Raw genomic sequence first — 21,038 nt, 5'->3', positions numbered from 1 at the left:
TAAATATAATGAGATTTCCATGGTCATGGAAATATATTTAAAAATGAATAAAAAAGTTGCTTTTTATACACTTGGATGTAAATTAAATTTTTCTGAAACATCTACTATTGCAAGGTCTTTTAATCATGAAGGTTTTGATAGGGTTGACTTTTCAGAAAGCGCAGATATTTATGTTATAAATACCTGTTCGGTAACAGAAAATGCCGATAAACGTTTTAAAACCATAGTAAAACAAGCTCAAAAAGCAAACCCCGATGCATTTATTGCTGCTGTTGGGTGTTATGCGCAATTGAAACCTCAAGAATTGGCCGATGTTAATGGGGTCGATTTGGTGCTTGGCGCAACAGAAAAGTTTAAGATTACAGATTACTTGAATGACCTATCAAAAAATGATTTTGGTGAAGTACATTCTTGTGAAATTGAAGACGCCGATTTTTATGTGGGCTCCTATTCTATAGGCGATAGAACGCGGGCTTTTTTAAAGGTGCAAGATGGTTGCGATTATAAATGTACGTACTGCACTATTCCTTTAGCACGTGGAATTTCTAGAAGTGATACCATGGATAATGTTTTAAGAAATGCACGCGAAATTTCAAAACAAAACATTAAGGAAATCGTTTTAACGGGCGTTAATATTGGTGATTATGGAAAAGGGGAGTTTGGAAACAAAAAGCATGAACATACGTTTTTAGACCTTGTGAGTGAACTAGATCAAGTTAAGGGTATTGAACGCTTGCGCATTTCGTCTATAGAGCCTAACCTTCTAAAAAATGAAACCATAGAATTAGTTTCAAAGTCTCGAGCCTTTGTGCCACATTTTCATATACCCTTGCAGTCAGGTAGTAATACTATTCTAAAAAAAATGAAACGACGTTACATGAAAGAACTTTATGTAGATCGTGTTTCCAAAATAAAAGAAGTTATGCCTCATGCTTGTATTGGGGTAGATGTCATTGTAGGGTTTCCAGGAGAAACAGAGACATGTTTCTTAGAAACTTATAATTTCTTAAATGAGTTAGATATTTCCTATTTGCATGTTTTCACCTATTCAGAACGGGATAATACAGAAGCGGCTCAAATGGATGGGGTGATTCCTTATAATGTTAGAAGTAAGCGCAGTAAAATGCTAAGAGGGCTATCTGTAAAAAAGCGGAGAGCGTTTTATGAGACTCAAATAGGGGAAACACGAACGGTTCTTTTTGAAAGCGAAAATAAAGAGGGGTATATTCATGGGTTTACCGAAAATTATGTTAAAGTAAAAACGCCATGGAACCCAGAATTGGTAAATACACTTCATAAAGGTGTTTTAACTCATATTGATCAAGACGGTATCGTTCGATTTGATTTTGCAACGGTATTCTCAAGTTAGAGTTGTTAAAAAAAACGCAAAAAAAAAGCTGAAACCAGAAGGTTTCAGCTTTTTTTTTTATTTATCACATGTTAGATTCTCACCCCTACAGGCAGCATACGTTTGTATTTTCTATTGCTTCTAACAAACTTTGCTATTTCTGGGCTAGTAGGAACCACGCTTAGATTGCGTTCTCCAATTTCTTCAAAAACCATAGATAAAAATTCTTTTTTAAAACCTTCATCATTTACGTTTTCCGGAATAATTAATTTGGTTAAAAAAATCTTTCTTTCTTGTAGTGAATATTCAATTTTTGCCAATTGATCATCTACTTTAATTTCGTATTGACGTAAAAAATCATTGTCAACTAGTTCTGCTGCTTCAACCATATGCTCTTGTTTTATTTCTTAGGAATACAAAATAGTGAGGACTATTTCTCTAACTTTGTGCAAAAGTACGAAAAAAAAATGTTACTGTAAAGTAAAACAAAGTATAATGCCTTATGGATCAGGATATAATACATGTTTATTTGATGCCCGGAATGGCTGCAAGTTCAAAAATTTTTGAGTACATCGAGCTACCAAGCGATAGGTTTAAAATTCATTATTTAGAATGGATTATGCCCAAACATAAAGAGCCTTTACGCGATTATGCTTCCAGAATGACTAAGTATATAAAGCACGATCATGTTGTTTTATTGGGGGTCTCTTTTGGTGGTGTTTTGGTGCAGGAAATAGCTAAGATTATTTCTGTTAGAAAACTTATAATTGTATCCAGTGTGAAATCTATGTTTGAGCTGCCCAAAAAAATGCTCTTAGTTAAATCTACGGGGGCTTATAAAATAGTGCCAACGCATTTAGCAAGTAACATCGAGATTTTTGAAAAGTATGCATTCGGGAAACAGATGGCAAAGCGGCTTGAATTATATAAAAAATATTTATCGGTAAATGATAGTGACTATTTAAGCTGGGCTATAAAAGAGATGGTTTGCTGGGAACAGAAGAAATACGATTCTGCTGTGATTCATATTCACGGCGATCAAGATGCGGTTTTTCCAATTAAAAATATCTCCAACTGTATAAGGATTCCGAATGGGTCACACATTATGATTATTAATAAATATAAGTGGTTTAATGAAAATTTACCCAGAATAATCTTAGATTCGTAGCGTTATTTTTTTAATTTTAAAGAAAACTTAATTTAGTCATGAAAATTATAGAAAGAGGTCTGGCTTTGGTGGGATTATTAAGTTTATGTATGTTGTTTATTTATGCCCTCCAAGATGCGCCTACAGATGAGAATTTTGAAAAAAAGTTAATTAACGATTATAACGTTTATGCGCTTCAAGTGCCTAGTGATTTGAGTTTCGCAGGGGAGCCGCTACCTTTGCAAAATCCAGATATTTATGAGCGTATGGATCGGGAATTGCTAGTAAACACGTATTGGCAGTCAAATGGATTGCTAATGTTTAAGCGTGCCAAGAAGTATTTTCCGATTATTGAGCCGATTCTAAAAGAACATGGTGTGCCAGATGATTTTAAATATTTAGCAGTTATTGAAAGCGGTCTTACCAACGCCGTGTCTCCTGCCGGAGCGAGAGGGGTGTGGCAAATTATGCCCACCACAGGAAGAGAAAATGGATTGGAGGTAAATAAAAATGTGGACGAACGCTATAATTTGGAAAAAGCTACCGAGGTAGCTTGTAAATATCTAATTGGTGCCAAGGAGAAATTAGGGTCTTGGACCTTAGCAGCCGCTTCTTATAATGCGGGTAGAGCTGGGATTTCTAGACGTTTAAAAGAGCAAGGAGTTTCAACTTATTACGATTTACTCTTGGGAGAGGAAACGGGTAGATACCTATTTAGAATTGTGGCTCTAAAAGAAATCTTATCCAATCCATCTAAATACGGGTTTAATTTTAGAGACAAGGATTTGTACACCAATGTACCTACCTTTCAAGTGGAGGTAGATACGGCAGTTCATGACTTTTCTAAATTTGCCGAAAAGTTTGGGATAAACTATAAGATACTCAAAATACATAATCCATGGTTAAGAGAGCCGCATTTAAATAATAAATCTAGAAAGCAATACCTTATTGAAATTCCAAAAGAAGGGCATTACGATGTAACTAGATAAGGCTTACAATAGGCTAAAAAAAAAGGTTAGAGCTTTTGGCTCTAACCTTTTTTTGACTTGACAAGTATATCTTTTATCCTCTACGCTTTTGTGCTCTTAAAGATCCACCAGCCCCATAGTGTTGGTTAGGACCAGCCGATCGCTTCATGTTTTGTTTCATCATTTTAATTTGATCGGTCAGTATGCCTTGCTTGTCTAATTTAGTGGCTTCAGTGAGTAATTTTTGAGCCTCTTGCTTTCTGCGTTTAGAAAACGCAATCCCCGCTAAATTTAGTTTGGCCATAGCTAAATCATGATCCATAGATAAGCCAAGACTTATGGCTTTTTTGAAAAATTTCTCGGCTTCGTTCATATTGCTCTGAGAAACCATGATGCCGTGTAAATAGTTGTAGTACCCCTGTTGTTTTTTTACAAGTGCAGCTTCTGGATTTTTAATTTTATCCAACCACTTTTTAGCACCATCAAAATCTTGTTTTCTCAACTTTAAAAACGCAAGGAGTATGAATTCATTTTTAAAGTATAAGAAAACAAATACAGAAGCTAGTAATATTAAGGCAATGCCATTTCCTATATTACCTTCTGTAAATTGATAAACCGCGTAAGCTAAGATGCCGACGGCAATAATTAATTTTATGACTTTATTGAACATAGTTTTTATTTTAGGAATCATTATTATCTGCAAATACCATCCTGTCTGGCCGTATTTACAAATTTGTGACTGCAAAGAAACTAAATTTTTGTGAAAACCCATGTAATGGTTTTTAACAAAAGTGGCTCTTATCCTAAATAAATAAAGGGACTTAATAAGTTTTTGATAGATGAAAAAAATATTTTAAATATTTTACAAAAATGATTTGCAAAGTTGTAAAGGCTTCGTATATTTGCCCTCGGTTTTTAGGAAACCTCTATTTAAAATTACATTTCAGATTTAAAGATATAAGACAATGAGTAAAAGAACATTTCAGCCTTCTAAAAGAAAGAGAAGAAACAAACATGGTTTCAGAGAAAGAATGGCTTCTGCTAATGGTAGAAAGGTATTAGCTCGTAGAAGAGCCAAAGGAAGAAAAAAATTGTCTGTATCATCTGAAACTAGACATAAAAAATAATGATTAACAATTGTTGATAATATAAAGGTGTTACTTAAGTGTAGCGCCTTTTTTTATATCTCCTGATTGCTATTTTTGTAAAAAATTAAAAGACAACATATTATATCCAGTAAAATGCCGAAAAATCCAAAACTTAAATCGATACTAATTATTGGCTCAGGACCTATAGTAATAGGTCAAGCATGTGAGTTTGATTATTCAGGTTCGCAGTCTTTAAGGTCGCTTAGAGAAGATGGAATTGAAACTATTTTGATCAATTCTAATCCTGCAACAATCATGACCGACCCTTCTATGGCCGATCATGTTTACCTATTGCCTTTAAATACAAAGTCGATTATTAAAATTTTAAAAGAACATCCTCAAATTGACGCAGTACTGCCCACTATGGGCGGGCAAACAGCATTAAATTTATGTATTGAGGCTGATGAAAAAGGAATCTGGGAAGATTTTGGAGTAGAATTAATAGGTGTTGATATTAATGCCATTAATATTACCGAAGATAGGGAACAGTTTAGAGAGTTAATGGGGAGAATAGGTGTAGATATGGCACCTCAAGCCACAGCAACGTCTTTCTTAAAAGGAAAAGAAATTGCTCAAGAATTTGGTTTTCCTTTATGTATACGTTCGTCATTTACCTTAGGTGGTGCTGGAGCTGCTATTGTATATGAAGAAGAAGATTTTGATAAATTATTGCGTCGTGGTTTAGAGATTTCTCCGATCCATGAAGTAATGATTGATAAAGCCATGATGGGGTGGAAGGAGTACGAGTTGGAGTTACTGCGTGACAAAAATGATAATGTAGTAATTATTTGTTCTATAGAGAACATGGACCCTATGGGAATTCACACAGGTGACTCTATTACCGTGGCACCGGCCATGACATTAAGCGATACCACGTATCAGAAAATGCGCGATATGGCTATTAAAATGATGCGTAGTATTGGCGATTTTGAAGGTGGTTGTAACGTGCAATTCGCAGTAAGTCCAGATGAAATAGAAGATATTATAGCCATTGAAATTAACCCTCGTGTATCGCGTTCTTCAGCATTGGCAAGTAAAGCCACTGGATATCCTATTGCGAAAATAGCTACCAAATTGGCTATTGGTTATACTTTAGATGAGCTTGATAATCAGATTACTAAATCTACTTCGGCGTTATTCGAACCTACGCTTGATTACGTGATTGTAAAAATACCGCGTTGGAACTTTGATAAGTTTGAGGGTTCTGATCGTACCCTTGGTTTACAAATGAAAGCTGTAGGTGAGGTAATGGGAATTGGGCGTTCTTTCCAAGAAGCACTGCATAAGGCAACACAGTCATTAGAGATTAAAAGAAACGGCTTAGGTGCCGATGGTAAAGGTTATAACGATTACAATCAAATTATTGAGAAATTAACACATGCCAGTTGGGATCGAGTTTTTGTGATTTATGATGCCATTGCCATGGGGATTCCTTTAAGCCAGATTTACGATATCACAAAAATAGATATGTGGTATTTAAAGCAGTACGAGGAATTGTTCCAGTTAGAAAAAGAAATTTCAACCTACACTATTGATACCTTAGAGCGAGATTTATTATTAGAAGCGAAGCAAAAAGGTTATGGTGATCGCCAGATTGCTCATATGCTCGGATGTTTAGAGAGCCAGGTGTATAACAAACGTGAAGAGTTTAATATTCAACGTGTATTTAAGTTAGTGGATACTTGTGCCGCTGAGTTTACCGCTAAAACACCATATTACTATTCTACTTTTGAGAATGTCGTGGAAACAGCTTCGGGAGAAACCTATACGCATAATGAAAGTGTGGTTACAGACAAGAAGAAGATTGTAGTTTTAGGTTCTGGACCAAATAGAATTGGTCAGGGTATTGAGTTCGATTATTGTTGTGTTCATGGAGTTTTAGCAGCTGCAGAATGTGGTTATGAAACCATTATGATTAACTGTAATCCAGAAACCGTTTCAACTGATTTTGATACCGCTGATAAACTGTATTTTGAGCCTGTGTTCTGGGAGCATATATACGATATTATCCGTCATGAAAAACCAGAAGGCGTTATTGTGCAACTTGGTGGGCAAACCGCTCTTAAGTTAGCGGAGAAATTAACCAAATACGGAATAAAGATTATAGGAACTAGTTTTGAATCGCTTGATTTAGCTGAAGATAGAGGTAGTTTTTCAAAATTATTAAAGGAAAATAATATTCCGTATCCAGAATTTGGAGTTGCTGAAAATGCCGATGAAGCTTTAGCGCTTGCAGATCAATTAGATTTCCCAATTCTTGTAAGACCTTCCTATGTATTAGGTGGACAAGGCATGAAAATTGTAATCAATAAGGAAGAATTAGTTGAGCATGTTGTTGATTTGCTTAGGAAAATACCTAACAATAAGCTGTTATTAGATCATTATTTAGATGGTGCTATTGAAGCGGAAGCTGATGCGATTTGCGATGCCGATGGTAATGTTTACATTATTGGTATTATGGAGCATATTGAACCTTGTGGGGTACATTCAGGAGACTCCAATGCTACATTACCTGCATTTAACCTAGGTGATTTGGTGATGCAACAAATTGTCGATCATACGCATACCATTGCAAGATCCTTAAATACTGTTGGGTTAATTAATATCCAGTTTGCTATTAAAGATGATACGGTTTACATAATTGAAGCGAATCCAAGAGCTTCAAGAACGGTGCCTTTTATTGCAAAAGCATATAAAGAACCTTACGTAAATTATGCCACTAAAGTGATGCTAGGCGAGAAAAAGGTAACTGATTTTAATTTCAATCCAAGATTAGAAGGTTATGCTATTAAACAACCAGTATTCTCTTTTAATAAATTCCCTAATGTAGATAAACGTTTAGGACCTGAAATGAAGAGTACAGGAGAAAGTATCTTATTTATAGATAGCTTGAAGGACGATGAATTTTACGATTTATACTCAAGACGAAAAATGTATTTAAGTAAATAGTAAGAATAAAAAAACCGCTTTTTAAAAGCGGTTTTTTTATAGTTCTATTTTTGCATTTTGGGTTCTAATAAGTTCTATATGCTCCTCCATTTTAAATTCTGAAGCCTTAAACTTAGTTGAACGTTTTTTAGCCTGTTCTTGTCTTGCAATACTTCTAGCAAAGCGTCGTATGCTTTGCTCATTATCTAAAATAAGTCCTGGCACGGTTGCGTTTTTTCCGTTTTCTGCTTTGGCAACCATGGTAAAATAGGAAGAGTTACAATGTTTTACTTTGCCTGTTCGTATATTTTCTGATTCTACTCTTAAACCAATAACCATGGAGGTTCTACCAGTGTAATTAACAGAAGCTTTAAGGGTAACTAGTTCGCCTACTTCTATAGGGTTTAAAAAGTCAACTCGATTTACCGATGCAGTGACGCAATAATGATTGGAATGTTTAGAAGCACAAGCAAAGGCAATTTGGTCCATAAGATTTAAAATATGCCCACCATGAATTTTTCCACGAAAATTAGAGTGGGATGGAAGCATAAGTTCTGTGATTTCTACTCGAGATTCTTTGGCGTGTTTAAACATGTGTTGTTATGATTGTTATTTATTTAGTTTTCTATCGGTCTTTTCAACCTTCGTGATAAAATATTTGGTGTCTCCTAACCAAAATAAATGCTTGTATCGTTCAAAATAGTGAAGCTTAACGTAATAGCCTTGTAAATTGTTTAGATCCTCAATAACCTGATTTTCACTGTCTTCTACCGAGAATTTAAAAAACTGCGAATCTGATACGCCTTGACTAATTTCGCCTTCCCACGTTTTTATAATAACCCCTTTACTACTAAATTTAACCAACTCTCCAGCTCTAACCCCTTCACTATAACGGGCAAAATATAGAAAGCAGAAATACCCAATGAATATAATAATAAGGCCAATAATAATTTTAGTTAAAATTTTCATGATATTAGGTTTATGTTATGAGTTTAAATGGTGTCTTCTTCGGCACGTTTAATAATTGCTTCAGGAAGCGACTTTTTGGCTTTCGCTCCCATTTTTTTTAGTTTTTCAACGCTGGTAACTAAATTGCCTCTTCCTTCAACCAGTTTATTCATGGCAGCAGAATAATCGCTTTTTGCTGCGTCAATTTTTTTGCCAACACCTGTAAGATCTTTTACCAGACCATCAAACTTATCGTAAAGCGCTCCGGCCTGTCTCGCAATTTCAATAGCATTGCGTTGTTGTTTTTCATTGTTCCACATGGTATCAATGGTACGCAAGGTGGCTAGTAATGTAGAGGGTGTTACAATAACAATATTTTTCTCAAAGGCTTTGTTATAAATGGTGTTATCTTCATTAACAACAATGGCAAATGCAGGTTCTATGGGAATAAACATTAAAACAAAATCTGGCGACTCGATATCGTATAAATCTTGATAGTTCTTTTCTGATAATTGGTCAACGTGTTTTTTAATTGAATTAATATGTGCTTTTAAAAAGTTTGGACGTTCATCTTCTTTAGCATTCACCAAGCGCTCATAATCTGTTAGTGAGACCTTACTGTCAATAATCATTTTTTTTCCATCTGGAAGATGTAACACGACATCTGGTAAAACTCTAGTGCCGTCTTCTAGCATAAAACTTTGCTGCACATAGTACTCTCTGTCTTTTTCCAATCCAGATTTTTCTAGCACCCGCTCAAGCACCAATTCGCCCCAGTTTCCTTGCATTTTGCTATCTCCTTTAAGTGCTCGTGTAAGGTTGGTGGCTTCTTTTGTCATTTGCTGATTTAAGTCTTTCAGCCCAAGTAATTGTTCTTTTAAGGCTGAGTGCATGCTGATACTTTCTTTTTGAGAAGCTTCAACTTTTTTCTCAAAACCTTGTATTTTTTCTTGTAACGGACTTAATATATTTTTAATATTTTCTCTATTTTGCTCGGTAAATTTATTAGACTTTTCTTCAAGAATCTTGTTTGCCAAGTTTTCAAATTCTTTCGTGAATTTTTCTTGGAGTTGCTCAACTTCTTGTTTTTGTTCGAGGTTTTTTTGATTGAGATTATCGTATTCCGTATTTTTTCTTGCAAGTTCAGCATTAAGAAACTCTTTCTCTCTACGAATGCCTTCTCGTTCTTTTTCTAGCTTTTCAATTGTGCTTCTAAGTTCATCAAGCTGAGATTTAAAAACTTCACTTTGTCTTTGCGCTTCGCTTTCAAAAGACGTTTTTAAACTAGATAGTTGTATGGTTAAATTATTATTTCGTTCTTCTAACGTGCTGTTTTCACTTTTGCTTTTTAATTTAGAAATAAGCATACCTAAATAACCACCAATGCTGGCAGAAATAATAATAGCAAGAATAAGAATTAGGCTGTTTTCCATTTAAAGGTTGAAATATATTCAAATATAATTTTTTTACATTGAACTTGATAATGTCGGTAAATAAGATTCATGATTTAAAAACCGTTTTTTAAAATCCTTATTTTTTCACCCTAAAACTTCCCGTTTCCTCATCAAAAGCTATTAAATCTTTGGGAAACAAATTTTCAAAAGTGCCAGAAGAAATAAGGTTGCAAGGTGTGTCTGAAACCACCTCATTAGGAGTCATTACGATTAGTTTATCACACAACTGAATGGCTAAATCTATTTCATGCGATGAAAATAAGATGGTTTTATTAGTGTCTCTTGCTAACTGTTGAAGCAGTTTCAAAATGTAGGCTTTATGATACATATCCAAATGGGTTGTAGGCTCATCCAGAATAATTAAATCGGTATCTTGAGCAAGGGCACGAGCAATCATAACTTTTTGTAATTGGCCATCACTCAATTCGTAACACATCTTATCTTTTAGGTCTTGAATGTTTATTTGCACTATGGCTTGTTCTACTATTTGAAGGTCCTTACTGGAAAGGTTTCCAATCCAATTGGTGTAAGGTTGTCTACCAAGTGCTACGAGTTCAAATACCGTTAAGTTTTTAGATACAACAGGTTCTGTTAAAACCAAACTTAACACCTTGGCAAGTTCTAAATTGGTATATTGCTTTAAAGACTTTTCATTTATTTGAATGCTACCTTTTAGTTTGGGCTGTACTTTAGTTAGCGTTCGTAATAGTGTGGATTTCCCGATACCATTCGCACCTATAAGTCCAACCAATTCACCTGAAAATAGTGAAATATTGATATGCTCAGCTATTACCGTTGATCCTTTTTTTGAGCGGTAACCAATAGACAAACCTTCTGTTTTTACGATATGTTGTTTTTCAGCCTTATTCATTAAAACATCATTTTTCGTTTTCTTACTAGGAGCCAAATAACCACAGGAGCTCCAATTAAAGAGGTGATGGCATTTATAGGAAGCGTTAATTCGCTCGATGGAAGTTGAGCAATACTATCACAAATTAGCATGATGATGGCGCCTAATATAAACACCGCTGGCAACAGTATTTTATGGTTCGAAGTATTAAATACTTGTCTTGTTAAATGCGGAATAGCTAGGCCAACAAAAGCAATTGGTCCTGTAAAAGCCGTGATACTGCCTGCTAAAAAACTGGTAGCTATGATGATGATGATGCGTCCGCGTTTAATGTTTAAACCTAAGCTTTTGGCATAGTTTTCACCTAGTAACAGGGAGTTTAAGCTTTTTATACTAAACACGCTTAGTAGGATTCCTAGGGTGTAAATACTTGATAAAATTGATAATTCTGGCCAAGTTAAATTGCCTAAGCTTCCAAAGCCCCAAAACACATATTGTTGCAATTCAGCCGCCGAACTAAAATAAGATAAAATACTAACCACCGCAGCCGAAATACTTCCGAACATCAATCCAATAATTAAAATAGCCATGGCGTCTCTTACTTTCAATGATACAATAAGTACCGTAAACAGCACTAAAAAACTTCCGAAGGTTGCACCCAAAACCATGCTCCATTTTGAGCCCAATAATAAGATTAAGGTGCTCCCAAATAGAGACGTTCCCATGGTGATAAGGGCCACACCGAGGCTGGCACCTGATGTGATACCCAACACAAAGGGGCCGGCTAACGGATTTCTAAATAGGGTCTGCATCATGAGACCCGATATGCCCAAGCCAGAGCCTACAATTATGGCAGTTATGGCTTTTGGCAGCCTGTAATCCATGATAATGTATTGCCAGGAATTATGTTCTAATTCGCCAAAAAAACTCTGGATTATAGTTGAATTGGGAATAGAAATTGAGCCTAAACTTATGTTGATGAAAAAGCAAATTACCAATAATATCAGCAGTGCTAAAAACGCGTATTTGTATGAGTTTTTGTTTGGCAATTATTCTATCGGTTTAAAAAAGAAGGTTTCGTAATTTGGTAACACCTCGGGGTGTGCAATGTAAATGATATCTTTTAAAATTAGGTCTGGACGCAATGAACCTAATTCATAATACAATAAGCCACCGTTGGGACCAATATTTTTGGTGTAACTATAAACCACATTGTTTTTAAAGGGTTTAAAATAAGAATAGACTTCGCTTTGTTCAAGCATTTGACTTTTATTTTCAAATGAACCTGCACCAATCCAAATATCGGCTTCATCCGCTTTTTCTAAAATATTTTCAAAATTAAACTGTAAACTTCCAGTGCTATCGTCGTCTTTCCAAAGATAATGGGTGCTAGCGTCTTCAAAATATTGCGCTATAAAACTTTGGCCTCCAGGTACGTGCCAAACATCTTTAAACATGGAACCTGAAAAAATTACCGGCTTAGTTTTTGTTTTTGAAACCAACTGTTTCGCTTCTAAATAATTGCGTTCTATCTGGTTGAAAATACTGTCCGCTTTTTGTTCTTGATTAAAAAAAGCAGCAACAAATTTTATCCATTCTGCTCTTCCTAATGGGTGCTGTTCTGTCCAAGCTCCATCAAGAACTAGCGGAATTCCAAATTTTTTAATTTGATCAAGTGACTTGGTCATTCCATTTACCGTATAACCAATCACTAATTCTGGATTTAAGTCCAGTAGCAATTCCATGTTAATTTCAAGATCGCTGTTCAAATCTTTTATTTTTCCATTTTCAATATGGTTTCTTGTTTTTTCAGAGGAAATATAATGTGTTCCTGGAAAGCCAACTAAGGTTTGGTCAATGCCAAGATATTCTAAAGCCGGTATGTTTGTTGTAGACATCACCACCGAGCGATCTACAGGGCATTCAACCATCGCGTCAACTGGTTTTTGGGACTGAAAGGTGCTGCCTTTATTGACCAGAATATAATGAAGTGTATCTAAACTATTGGGCCATGGTGAAGTGACAACAATCTCTTTGTGAGTGTCATAATGCGTAATAGAAAATCCCTTGGCATACTTAAGCGTTTCTTTTTTTAAAACCGTTTTATTTGATTCAAGATTTTGCTTTTTGTCCGTTTTACAGGCGATAGTAAAAACTAATAAAACTAGAAGTAATAGGGTTTTTTGCATACAACATTATTGAATTTCAAAGGTCATTATTTTTTTTGTAATACCGCGTACATAAGGTTATTTTTGGCGAATAAAAGTAGGGAAAATGAATTTTTTGTGTTCTTGGAGTGGCGGAAAAGACAGTAGTTACGCCTTTTTTAAAGCGATAAATCAAGGCTATGCACCGAAAGTCTTACTCAATGTTATGAACGAATTTGGAGATAGGTCCAGATCTCATGGTATCCCCAAAGCCATTTTGAAGGCACAAGCCAACGCTTTAGATTTACCGATTCATTTTTTTAGCAGTACTTGGGCTGATTACGAAGCCAAATACATATCTAATTTAAAAACTATCGCCAACAAATACTCGATTAGTCATGCCGTTTTTGGTGATATTGATATTGAATCTCACCGTGCATGGGAAGAAAAAGTATCAAAGGCAGCAAACTTACAAGCTGTTTTGCCATTATGGCAAGGCAACCGCAGAAATTTTGTTATAGAAATGATTGAAGCCGGTATTGAAGCGATGGTTGTTTCTTGCAACAATGAATTAGGACCCGATTTTCTTGGAAAAACAATAACCGAAGATTTGGTTCAAACTTTAGAAGATAGGGGGATTGATGCTTGTGGTGAAAACGGCGAGTTTCATACCTTAGTGGTTAATGCACCGTTTTTTAAACATCGCATTAATGTAAGTGTTGATGCAACGGAACAGTCAAGTAACTATAATTTTGCTAGCTTGGTTCTTGAAGGTTAATTTCAGGGGTAATGCGGTAACCAGCTGTAGTTTTTGAAATTTTAAACACCGCACCATAATCAATTTTTATTTTGAAAGAATCTTCTAATGAAAGATTTAAGAGATTAGCTAATAAGGCTCGCATTGGGCCCGCATGCGTAATTATTATGCAGGTTGCATCATGATGTGTTTTATGTATTTGGTTGAAAAACTGCTGAACTCTTTCAGCTAAATCAAGGTATGACTCTCCAGAAGGAACCTTGATATTTACAAAATCATTCATCCATGGTGTTAATTCATGTTCGGGAATTTTATCCCAAAGTGTCATCTCCCAACTTCCGAAATTTAATTCCTTTAAACGTTCATCGGTGATTACAGTTTTACCAAATGAATTGGCCAACATCATGCAACGTTTTAATGGACTTGAATACACCTGAAACTCATCATTAATAGTCAGGGATTCATGAACCAACTTGAATTCTTCTAGATAGTTTTCAACTAAATCTAAATCTGTTTGCCCATAACAAATGCCCTTCTCAATGTTTGGCGTGGTATGTCTGATTAAATAAAGGTCCATAGCGCCAGTAAAGAAAGATAGAAAATCACTTCCGATAGTTGCTGTGTGGCTCCTGCACAATCACCAGTTTGACCTCCTAACCATTTTTTGAATTTTGCAGCTAAAAACATTTTAGATAGATAACATGGAATAATCACCAAAAAAACAAGAGGCCGTTGAAAGAACACTAGTGGCAAAACGCCAAACAAGGCACTTATCAATAACGAATACCAACTCATGGTTTTGGCGGCAGGTTTGGCTTTGCTGTCTTCAGTGTCGCGTACATAAGGATGTGTGAAAATGAGCGTGGTGGCTATAAACCGGCTCAGGCTATGCCCAGAGATAATAATTAATGGTAGGTAAAATTCAGGCATTTCCACCAAGGCTAAGTATTTCGTGCCCAAAATTAACCCTAGACCAACAGCGCCATAAGTGCCTAACCTAGAATCTTTCATAATGAGCAGAATACGTTCTTTAGTCCAACCGCCTCCTAGACCATCACAAACATCGGCAAATCCATCTTCATGAAAGGCACCAGTAGCATAAATAGTGGCTACCATACTTAGTATAACAGATAGTTCTATTGAAAATATAAATTGTGATACAATAAAAACAAGTGCTCCAATAGCACCAACAACCATACCTACGAGTGAAAAATATTTTGAGCTTTTCTCTAAAAATTCAGGCTCATGATTTACCCATTTGGGACAAGGAATACGGGTGAAAAACATAACAGCGGTAAGGAATATTTGAATTTCTTTTTTAATCATTTTCTTAGGATTCTGTACTTACGCCGGCACTGGAAAAACTAGCCATATGGTTTAAAAAATCTACAGCAGCGCGCAACAACGGAATGGTTAATGCAGCACCTGTGCCTTCACCTAAGCGCAACCCTAAATTTAGCAAGGGTTTAGCATTAAGAAATTCAAGCATTTTTTGATGCCCCTGTTCATTTGAATGGTGGGCAAACACACAATTTTCCAATACATTTTTATCAATAGCTTGAGCAACTAATAATGCTGAAGTTACAATAAAACCGTCAATAACAACGGTCATTTTTAATTTCTGAGCTTTAAGAATGGCGCCACAAATCATAGCGATTTCAAAACCACCAAAAGTAGCTAAAGCTGCTTTTGGGGATTGTGGTTTATGGGTTTTAAAAACTTCAGACAGTACCTTTGCTTTTTTCGCTATGCCTTCTTGGTTTAGGCCGGTACCAGAACCTACACAGGCTTCAATAGGTAAGTTGATGAAATGTGCCATTAAAAGCGCTGCCGACGAGGTGTTTCCGATGCCCATTTCCCCAAAACCAATGGTGTTGCATCCTGATTTATGAATTTTTGCTACGATGTCTTGTGCATGTTGGAATGCCAAATCACATTGTTCTGTTGACATGGCTGGTTGATCTTGGTAGTTTTTGGTTCCGAAGTCAATTTTAGTATTAATAATATCTAAACCCGATTCAAATTTATGGTTAACACCCGCATCTACTACTTTTAAGGTAATGTCGTTGGTTTTACTAAACACGTTAATAGCCGCACCACCATTAACAAAATTATATACCATTTGAGCTGTAACTTCTTGAGGAAACGGATTGACTTCACCTTTTTCAGTAATGCCATGATCGGCAGCAAAAACCACAATATGCGGCTTTTTAATTTCGGGAGATGTAGTTTCTTGAATAAGTCCTATTTGTAATGCCAACGCTTCTAAATCGCCAAGAGCACCTAAAGGCTTAGTTTTAGAATCTATCTTGTCTCGAAGTTGTTTTTTTAAAGTTGAGGTCATAAATTTATTTTAGGGCTAAAGGTAGTCCAGAAACCATTAAAGTTGCTTTGTTGGCATGCTTCGCAATATGTTGATTCATCCAGCCTTGGAGTTCGGTAAATTTTCTGCCTATTTTAGTTTGGGCATGCACCCCCATTCCTATTTCATTGGAAATGATAATGATTTTGGCTTTGATGTTTAGAAGTTTGTCGAATTCATTTTTGGCTAGTTCTAAACAGGTATCAATGTTGTAATCATGATCTAGATAAAAGTTGGTTAGCCATAAGGTTACACAATCAATGACTACAACATCATCAGGTTTAATGACGGACGCTAAGTTTTTTTCTTCTTCAATTGAAGTCCAACGTTCATCTCGATCCGCTATATGTTTGTCAATACGTTTTTTATGATCTTCATCCCAGATTCTTGATGTGGCTATGTATTTAGGAGAGGAAGAGAGAGACAGTGCCAGGTCTTGTGCATAGCTGCTTTTTCCTGATCTTTCGCCTCCAGTTATATAGTAAATCATGAGTTGTTTTGTTGTCAAATGGAGTTGCAAAGATTGACTTTTTTTTTGAATAAATAAATCAAGAAAAGCAATTCTAATTTAAAATTAGGTGGTACATTTGCAGCGAATTTTGGTTCTTTTTTTGTTTCATCGAAAAGGATTAAAAGGGAATCTGGTGAAAATCCAGAACTGTTCCCGCAACTGTAAGTTTATGCTGAACTTATTTTCAGTATCTAATTAATAGAATGTTATTCACTACAAAAGCCACTGGGAAACTGGGAAGGCAAAATAGCATTAAACAAGTCAGGAGACCTGCCAAATTCAAACAAATAAAGTTAAACTTTCGGGATAAAAGTTTGCGTATGATAAGCCATGCGATTCTCGATTAATTAATCATTTAAAATGAACAAAAAAACTAATGTTTTTGGTATCCTATGTTTAGGTGTATCATGGTTTGGATTTGCTCAACAAGAAGTAGATTCGATGAAAGTAGAACAGCTCGATGAGGTTGTTATTTCAGATTCTCGTTTTGCTTTAAAACGTGAAAATTCAGGTAAAACGGTTATTCAGATATCTCAAGAGGAGATAGATAAAAACCAGGGGAGAACCGTTTCAGAATTAATCAATACTAAATCTGGTATTGAGATTAATGGAAGTAGGAGTAATGCAGGTCAAAATCTTGGGACTTATGTTCGCGGAGGTCGTAACAGGCAGGTTTTAGTTATGATTGATGGGGTACAAGTTAATGATCCGTCGCAATTAAGTGGAGAGTATGATTTCAGGCTTTTAAATTTAAGTCAAATTGAATCGATTGAAATTATAAAAGGTGCCGCAAGTACGCTTTATGGAAGTGGTGCAGCTACCGCAGTTGTTAATATTAAATCCAAAAAAGCTAGTGAGAAGAAATTAAGAAGTGTTGTAGCGTCTTCTATAGGTACTAATCAATCTCAAGAAGATCAGAATTATAACATTTCCGATTTTAATAACAGTTTTGCTGTTGATGGAACACTTAATAAGTTTACATATCGTGCTGGTTTTAACCAGCAGTTTACCGATGGAATGTCGGCAGTTATTACCAAAGAAAATGAGAAAGATGCCTTTTCAAAATATGGAGTTGATGTAAATTTGGGGTATAACTTTAGCGATGCTTTTTCGCTTCAGATTTTCGGGAATTACACAGATGTTAATGCTGAAATTGACGGTTACGATGCTAGTTTTATGTTAACAGATACTGACGACCGTTTTAAAAGCAAACAATCTCGTACGGGTTTGTCTGCCGCATATAAATACAATAATGGCAGCATTCATTTAAATGCTGCCTACAGCGCGTATGATAGAGAGTTTATTTCTAGTTTTCCTTCAGTATTTGAGTCAAAAAATTATGTTGCCGATTTTTATAACAAGTATGTATTTAATGATAAGTTTTATACCATTCTTGGGGTGAATGCTATTGAAAATTCTGCAGTATTTTCAGAAGAAAAAACCTTTACCATTGTCGATCCTTATGCTAATGTTGTTTATGTTTCAGATTTTGGTCTTAATGTAAATGCTGGTGTTAGAATGAATAACCATAGTGAGTATGGTTCGCACTTTACTTATAATGTGAACCCCTCGTATGTTATGAAATATGATAATAGTTCTTATAGTAAATTATTCGGTTCTTATAGCACATCTTACATAGCACCATCACTTTCACAATTATTTGGAAACTTTGGTCCAAATCCAAACTTAGAGCCGGAAGAGAATAGAACTATTGAAGGAGGACTCGAATATAAAATGTCGAATAGATTAAGAGTTAGCGGACTTTATTTTAATAGAGAAGAGAAGAATTTTGTTGTTTACGATTTTACTCTTGGGTACCTTAATGCAGCCGATTTAGTAAAAACTCAAGGTTTTGAACTTGAAGTTGATGCTAATATTGCTAAGAGCTTAAACTTAACGGCCAACTATACTTTTGTAGAGAATAAAGATGATGATCCTGTTAGGATTCCAAAACACAAAGGAAATTTACTTTTAGGTTATGACTTTTCTCAAAAAACATTTGCTTCATTGGCTTACCAATATACAGGAGATAGATTAGATAATGGAAATGTAACTCTAGATAGTTTTAGTCTTTTTAATTTTTATATCAGTCATACAGCATTAAAAAACAAGATTAAATTCTTTGCTGGGATTGATAATATTTTGAATGAAGATTATTTAGAAATAGCTAATTATACAACTAAGGGAAGAAATGCGCGAATAGGCTTTCAATTAACTTTATAGATATTATTTATCTGCCCAACTTACCACTTAATTAAAATGCCACTTCTTTAGTGGCATTTTTTATGGAATTAAGTCGCAGTACCAGACTCCGTATTTTTCAGAGTTACTTCTACAAACAGAGTCATCATCTGTTTTGGGAGTGTTATATTCGCGGTATACTTTTTCTCCAAGGGTGAATCTTACTGGTCTTTTAAATATGGGGCCATCAAAACAAAAGGTATGAAATTCTCCATTTTCACCACAAGGATCAACCCCTTTAGGCAAATTGTTAATAAAGCTTTTATCGATAACAGTACCTACAAAATCTTCCCCAAAAAACTTCGAGTTGGCACAAACTATTACGGTTTTAAAGCCTAAGTCTAAGAATTCATTAAGCAATTCCTTGGTGTTTCTTTTCCAAATGGGGAATATGGCTTTTATGCCTTCTTTGGCCAATTGCGCTTCTCTATACTTACGTAAATCTTCAAGGAAGATATCACCGAAAGCAGTATGTGTGAAACCATCAGTTTTTAGTCTAGAAACTGTTTCTAGCATTTTTTCTTCATATACTACCATACTTGGCATTTCGGGTAATTCTATTAAACTGGAAGGGATCCCAATGGCTTTGGTTTGAGCAATGAGTAGTTCTTTTCTTAAACCATGCATGGATACTCTATTGTAATGACTATTAACGGTGGTTATTAGCTCATCAATTTGGTAGGCCGAATTGTTTAACAGATGGTATAAAGCTAAGGCAGAATCCTTACCGGTACTCCAGTTAAAGTAGGTTTTGTTTTTACTCAAAAGTTCTATGATTAGTCAATATACATACCGCCTTCGTACGGATTAAAATCGTTACTATTTGCAATAGGTTCAATATTTTTGGCTCTTGTTTTTATTTTAGATGCTTTTGCGGTAGCATTATCAATATCTGCCAAGGCTAGGGCTAGCATGGGTTCCTCAGCGTCTCCAAGGATTCCAAAATTAGTTGGGTCTTCATTATAATCATACCCGAAGCTAGGAGTCAATCCCGTACCGGGAACTTGTTCATTATTTTTATTAAGGCCATTTGCAATTAAAGGCTGCATCGCATACGTATGTGCAGGATTAACGCCTTCTCTAGTAAAATCTGGCGAGTCGTATAGGGTTCTAGAAGCCTGAGTTTTACCAACCGTATTAGATCCTATATGTATCACTTCAATATATGGGTTAAGTCCGTTAATAAGGCCTTCGCTGGCAGAAGCGGAAGACCCGGTAGCTAACACATAAAGTTTATTTAACCCTAACGAATTAACTGGTTCGTTTTCTGGTAGCGTATTATAAAAAAGAAAGTCAAAGTTGCTATCGGCCTGATTTACATTGTATCGCAACTTTTCAAAGACTTCACCTGTAAATTGCCCAGTAATCATACTGGCCAGATAGGCGGTTGTTAATACAGAGCCTCCAGGATTATATCTAAGATCAAGCACTAGGTGCTGAACGTTGTTTGATTTAAAATCGGCAAAAACGGTGTTTAATTGGTTTTGAGAATTTCTAATAAAACCGTTGTACATTAAATAACCTACATTTTCTCCACCAACATTAAAGGTTGCTGTTTTAAAAATGGGATCTTCGGTGTAAGTGATTTTTGTTAAAGGAACATTTACATTAAGAGGCTCTACCGAATCATCAGATTCATCTGGTGTACCATTGTCATTGTAAATTCCTAAATTTAGTGTATGGCTTTCTTTATTAAATAACGACCTGAAGTTTTCTCTTGTAAGCCTTATTCCATCAACCCCATATACAATATTTCCGCGCTTTAGTTCGGTGTTAGAAGCCGGGCTATTAGGCAATACTAGTCGTATAACCGCATAAACATTTGTTGCATTATTAGGTACACCATAATAGTTGTACTCTAAACCAGTGGTTCCTCTTGTGCCTTCAAATTGTCGTTCTAGTTCAAAATAGTCATCAACAATCCAGCTAAATCTATCAATAGTTTGTGGCTCATAAATCAGGCTTTGGAATAGTTCTTCTGGTATTTGAAAACTGTTTAAGTAATTCGCATATTCTCCATCATTTGCAAATCGATCGTTTGCAAGGTCAGGGGTGTTCTCAAGATATAAATAAAATGAATTCATACCTTTCCAAACAAAATCATTTATTTGACTTGCTGTAACGGTAGAGTCATCATTATCTTCAAAACAACTTAGACTGCATAGTGCCAGCGTAAGCATTAGAAGTGGGGCTATTAATCTTTTCATGCAATTAAACTTTTTCGATAAG

At 35.4% G+C, this 21,038-nt stretch carries 21 protein-coding genes and 1 riboswitch; of the genes, 7 read left to right on the top strand and 14 right to left on the bottom strand.

What is annotated here, in order from left to right:
* The first annotated feature begins 43 nt into the window (after positions 1 to 43).
* Positions 44 to 1,369, top strand: a complete 1,326-nt coding sequence (mtaB, locus tag E5D58_RS10795) for a tRNA (N(6)-L-threonylcarbamoyladenosine(37)-C(2))-methylthiotransferase MtaB (protein WP_136481878.1) — start codon at positions 44 to 46, stop codon at positions 1,367 to 1,369.
* A 71-nt stretch (positions 1,370 to 1,440) separates the two neighbouring features.
* Here mtaB and E5D58_RS10790 read toward each other — a convergent pair whose 3' ends face one another.
* Complete coding sequence (locus tag E5D58_RS10790; protein WP_136481877.1) at positions 1,441 to 1,737, bottom strand: N-acetyltransferase; 297 nt, start codon at positions 1,735 to 1,737, stop codon at positions 1,441 to 1,443.
* Between the two features lie 113 nt (positions 1,738 to 1,850).
* On the opposite strand from E5D58_RS10790, the gene E5D58_RS10785 reads away from it, so the two are divergent.
* Positions 1,851 to 2,516: an alpha/beta hydrolase gene (locus E5D58_RS10785; RefSeq protein WP_136481876.1), complete on the top strand. Its 666-nt coding sequence runs from the start codon at positions 1,851 to 1,853 to the stop codon at positions 2,514 to 2,516.
* Positions 2,517 to 2,554: 38 nt separating this feature from the next.
* Positions 2,555 to 3,484, top strand: a complete 930-nt coding sequence (locus tag E5D58_RS10780; RefSeq protein WP_136481875.1) for a lytic transglycosylase domain-containing protein — start codon at positions 2,555 to 2,557, stop codon at positions 3,482 to 3,484.
* Positions 3,485 to 3,557: 73 nt separating this feature from the next.
* Here the strand turns inward: E5D58_RS10780 and E5D58_RS10775 are convergent, their stop codons facing one another.
* The gene (locus tag E5D58_RS10775; protein WP_136481874.1) at positions 3,558 to 4,133 is read right to left on the bottom strand and encodes a DUF2892 domain-containing protein; all 576 of its coding nucleotides are present in this window, start codon (positions 4,131 to 4,133) and stop codon (positions 3,558 to 3,560) included.
* A gap of 295 nt (positions 4,134 to 4,428) precedes the next feature.
* On the opposite strand from E5D58_RS10775, the gene rpmH reads away from it, so the two are divergent.
* A complete protein-coding gene (gene rpmH / locus E5D58_RS10770) occupies positions 4,429 to 4,590 on the top strand; it encodes a 50S ribosomal protein L34 (RefSeq protein WP_027878648.1) in 162 nt (53 codons plus the stop codon).
* Between the two features lie 114 nt (positions 4,591 to 4,704).
* On the top strand, positions 4,705 to 7,560 hold the full coding sequence (carB, locus tag E5D58_RS10765; RefSeq protein ID WP_136481873.1) for a carbamoyl-phosphate synthase large subunit: 2,856 nt from the start codon (positions 4,705 to 4,707) through the stop codon (positions 7,558 to 7,560).
* Between the two features lie 36 nt (positions 7,561 to 7,596).
* Here carB and E5D58_RS10760 read toward each other — a convergent pair whose 3' ends face one another.
* The 6 genes from E5D58_RS10760 to E5D58_RS10735 form a co-directional block, all read right to left on the bottom strand.
* The gene (locus E5D58_RS10760; RefSeq protein ID WP_136481872.1) at positions 7,597 to 8,133 is read right to left on the bottom strand and encodes an acyl-CoA thioesterase; all 537 of its coding nucleotides are present in this window, start codon (positions 8,131 to 8,133) and stop codon (positions 7,597 to 7,599) included.
* Positions 8,134 to 8,148: 15 nt separating this feature from the next.
* Entirely contained in the window at positions 8,149 to 8,508 is a 360-nt protein-coding gene (locus E5D58_RS10755; RefSeq protein WP_136481871.1) for a 6-phosphogluconate dehydrogenase, read from the bottom strand.
* Between the two features lie 23 nt (positions 8,509 to 8,531).
* Positions 8,532 to 9,920: a DNA recombination protein RmuC gene (gene rmuC, locus E5D58_RS10750; protein ID WP_136481870.1), complete on the bottom strand. Its 1,389-nt coding sequence runs from the start codon at positions 9,918 to 9,920 to the stop codon at positions 8,532 to 8,534.
* Between the two features lie 97 nt (positions 9,921 to 10,017).
* Positions 10,018 to 10,812 carry an ABC transporter ATP-binding protein gene (locus tag E5D58_RS10745; protein WP_136481869.1) on the bottom strand — a complete coding sequence of 265 codons (795 nt, stop codon included), beginning with the start codon at positions 10,810 to 10,812 and terminating at the stop codon, positions 10,018 to 10,020.
* The gene (locus tag E5D58_RS10740; protein ID WP_136481868.1) at positions 10,812 to 11,840 is read right to left on the bottom strand and encodes a FecCD family ABC transporter permease; all 1,029 of its coding nucleotides are present in this window, start codon (positions 11,838 to 11,840) and stop codon (positions 10,812 to 10,814) included. Before E5D58_RS10740 ends, E5D58_RS10745 begins: the two co-directional genes overlap by 1 nt.
* Positions 11,841 to 12,980: an ABC transporter substrate-binding protein gene (locus E5D58_RS10735; protein WP_136481867.1), complete on the bottom strand. Its 1,140-nt coding sequence runs from the start codon at positions 12,978 to 12,980 to the stop codon at positions 11,841 to 11,843.
* An 85-nt stretch (positions 12,981 to 13,065) separates the two neighbouring features.
* Between E5D58_RS10735 and E5D58_RS10730 the strand changes: the two genes are divergently transcribed.
* Entirely contained in the window at positions 13,066 to 13,716 is a 651-nt protein-coding gene (locus E5D58_RS10730; RefSeq protein ID WP_136481866.1) for a Dph6-related ATP pyrophosphatase, read from the top strand.
* Here the strand turns inward: E5D58_RS10730 and cobC are convergent.
* The 4 genes from cobC to E5D58_RS10710 are packed head-to-tail and all read right to left on the bottom strand — an operon-like array spanning position 13,694 to position 16,547.
* A complete protein-coding gene (gene cobC / locus E5D58_RS10725; protein WP_136481865.1) occupies positions 13,694 to 14,272 on the bottom strand; it encodes an alpha-ribazole phosphatase in 579 nt (192 codons plus the stop codon). The two genes, E5D58_RS10730 and cobC, sit on opposite strands and share 23 nt — an antisense overlap.
* Positions 14,257 to 15,021 (bottom strand): adenosylcobinamide-GDP ribazoletransferase, encoded by a 765-nt coding sequence (locus tag E5D58_RS10720; RefSeq protein WP_136481864.1) that lies wholly within the window; start codon positions 15,019 to 15,021, stop codon positions 14,257 to 14,259. The genes cobC and E5D58_RS10720 overlap by 16 nt, the downstream gene beginning before the upstream one ends.
* A gap of 4 nt (positions 15,022 to 15,025) precedes the next feature.
* The gene (gene cobT, locus E5D58_RS10715) at positions 15,026 to 16,039 is read right to left on the bottom strand and encodes a nicotinate-nucleotide--dimethylbenzimidazole phosphoribosyltransferase (RefSeq protein WP_136481863.1); all 1,014 of its coding nucleotides are present in this window, start codon (positions 16,037 to 16,039) and stop codon (positions 15,026 to 15,028) included.
* A gap of 4 nt (positions 16,040 to 16,043) precedes the next feature.
* Complete coding sequence (locus tag E5D58_RS10710) at positions 16,044 to 16,547, bottom strand: bifunctional adenosylcobinamide kinase/adenosylcobinamide-phosphate guanylyltransferase (RefSeq protein ID WP_136481862.1); 504 nt, start codon at positions 16,545 to 16,547, stop codon at positions 16,044 to 16,046.
* A gap of 93 nt (positions 16,548 to 16,640) precedes the next feature.
* Positions 16,641 to 16,860: riboswitch (cobalamin riboswitch) on the top strand.
* Between the two features lie 68 nt (positions 16,861 to 16,928).
* Between E5D58_RS10710 and E5D58_RS10705 the strand changes: the two genes are divergently transcribed.
* Positions 16,929 to 18,791, top strand: a complete 1,863-nt coding sequence (locus tag E5D58_RS10705) for a TonB-dependent receptor plug domain-containing protein (RefSeq protein ID WP_136481861.1) — start codon at positions 16,929 to 16,931, stop codon at positions 18,789 to 18,791.
* A gap of 60 nt (positions 18,792 to 18,851) precedes the next feature.
* Here E5D58_RS10705 and E5D58_RS10700 read toward each other — a convergent pair whose 3' ends face one another.
* Entirely contained in the window at positions 18,852 to 19,574 is a 723-nt protein-coding gene (locus E5D58_RS10700; protein ID WP_136481860.1) for a Dph6-related ATP pyrophosphatase, read from the bottom strand.
* Between the two features lie 11 nt (positions 19,575 to 19,585).
* Positions 19,586 to 21,016, bottom strand: coding sequence for a S41 family peptidase (locus E5D58_RS10695; RefSeq protein WP_136481859.1), 1,431 nt, complete (start codon positions 21,014 to 21,016; stop codon positions 19,586 to 19,588).
* Between the last annotated feature and the right edge of the window lie 22 nt (positions 21,017 to 21,038).

The organism is Cognatitamlana onchidii, assembly GCF_004804355.1.
GTDB lineage: Bacteria > Bacteroidota > Bacteroidia > Flavobacteriales > Flavobacteriaceae > Cognatitamlana > Cognatitamlana onchidii.
This window is presented reverse-complemented; position numbering and strand designations above follow the sequence as displayed.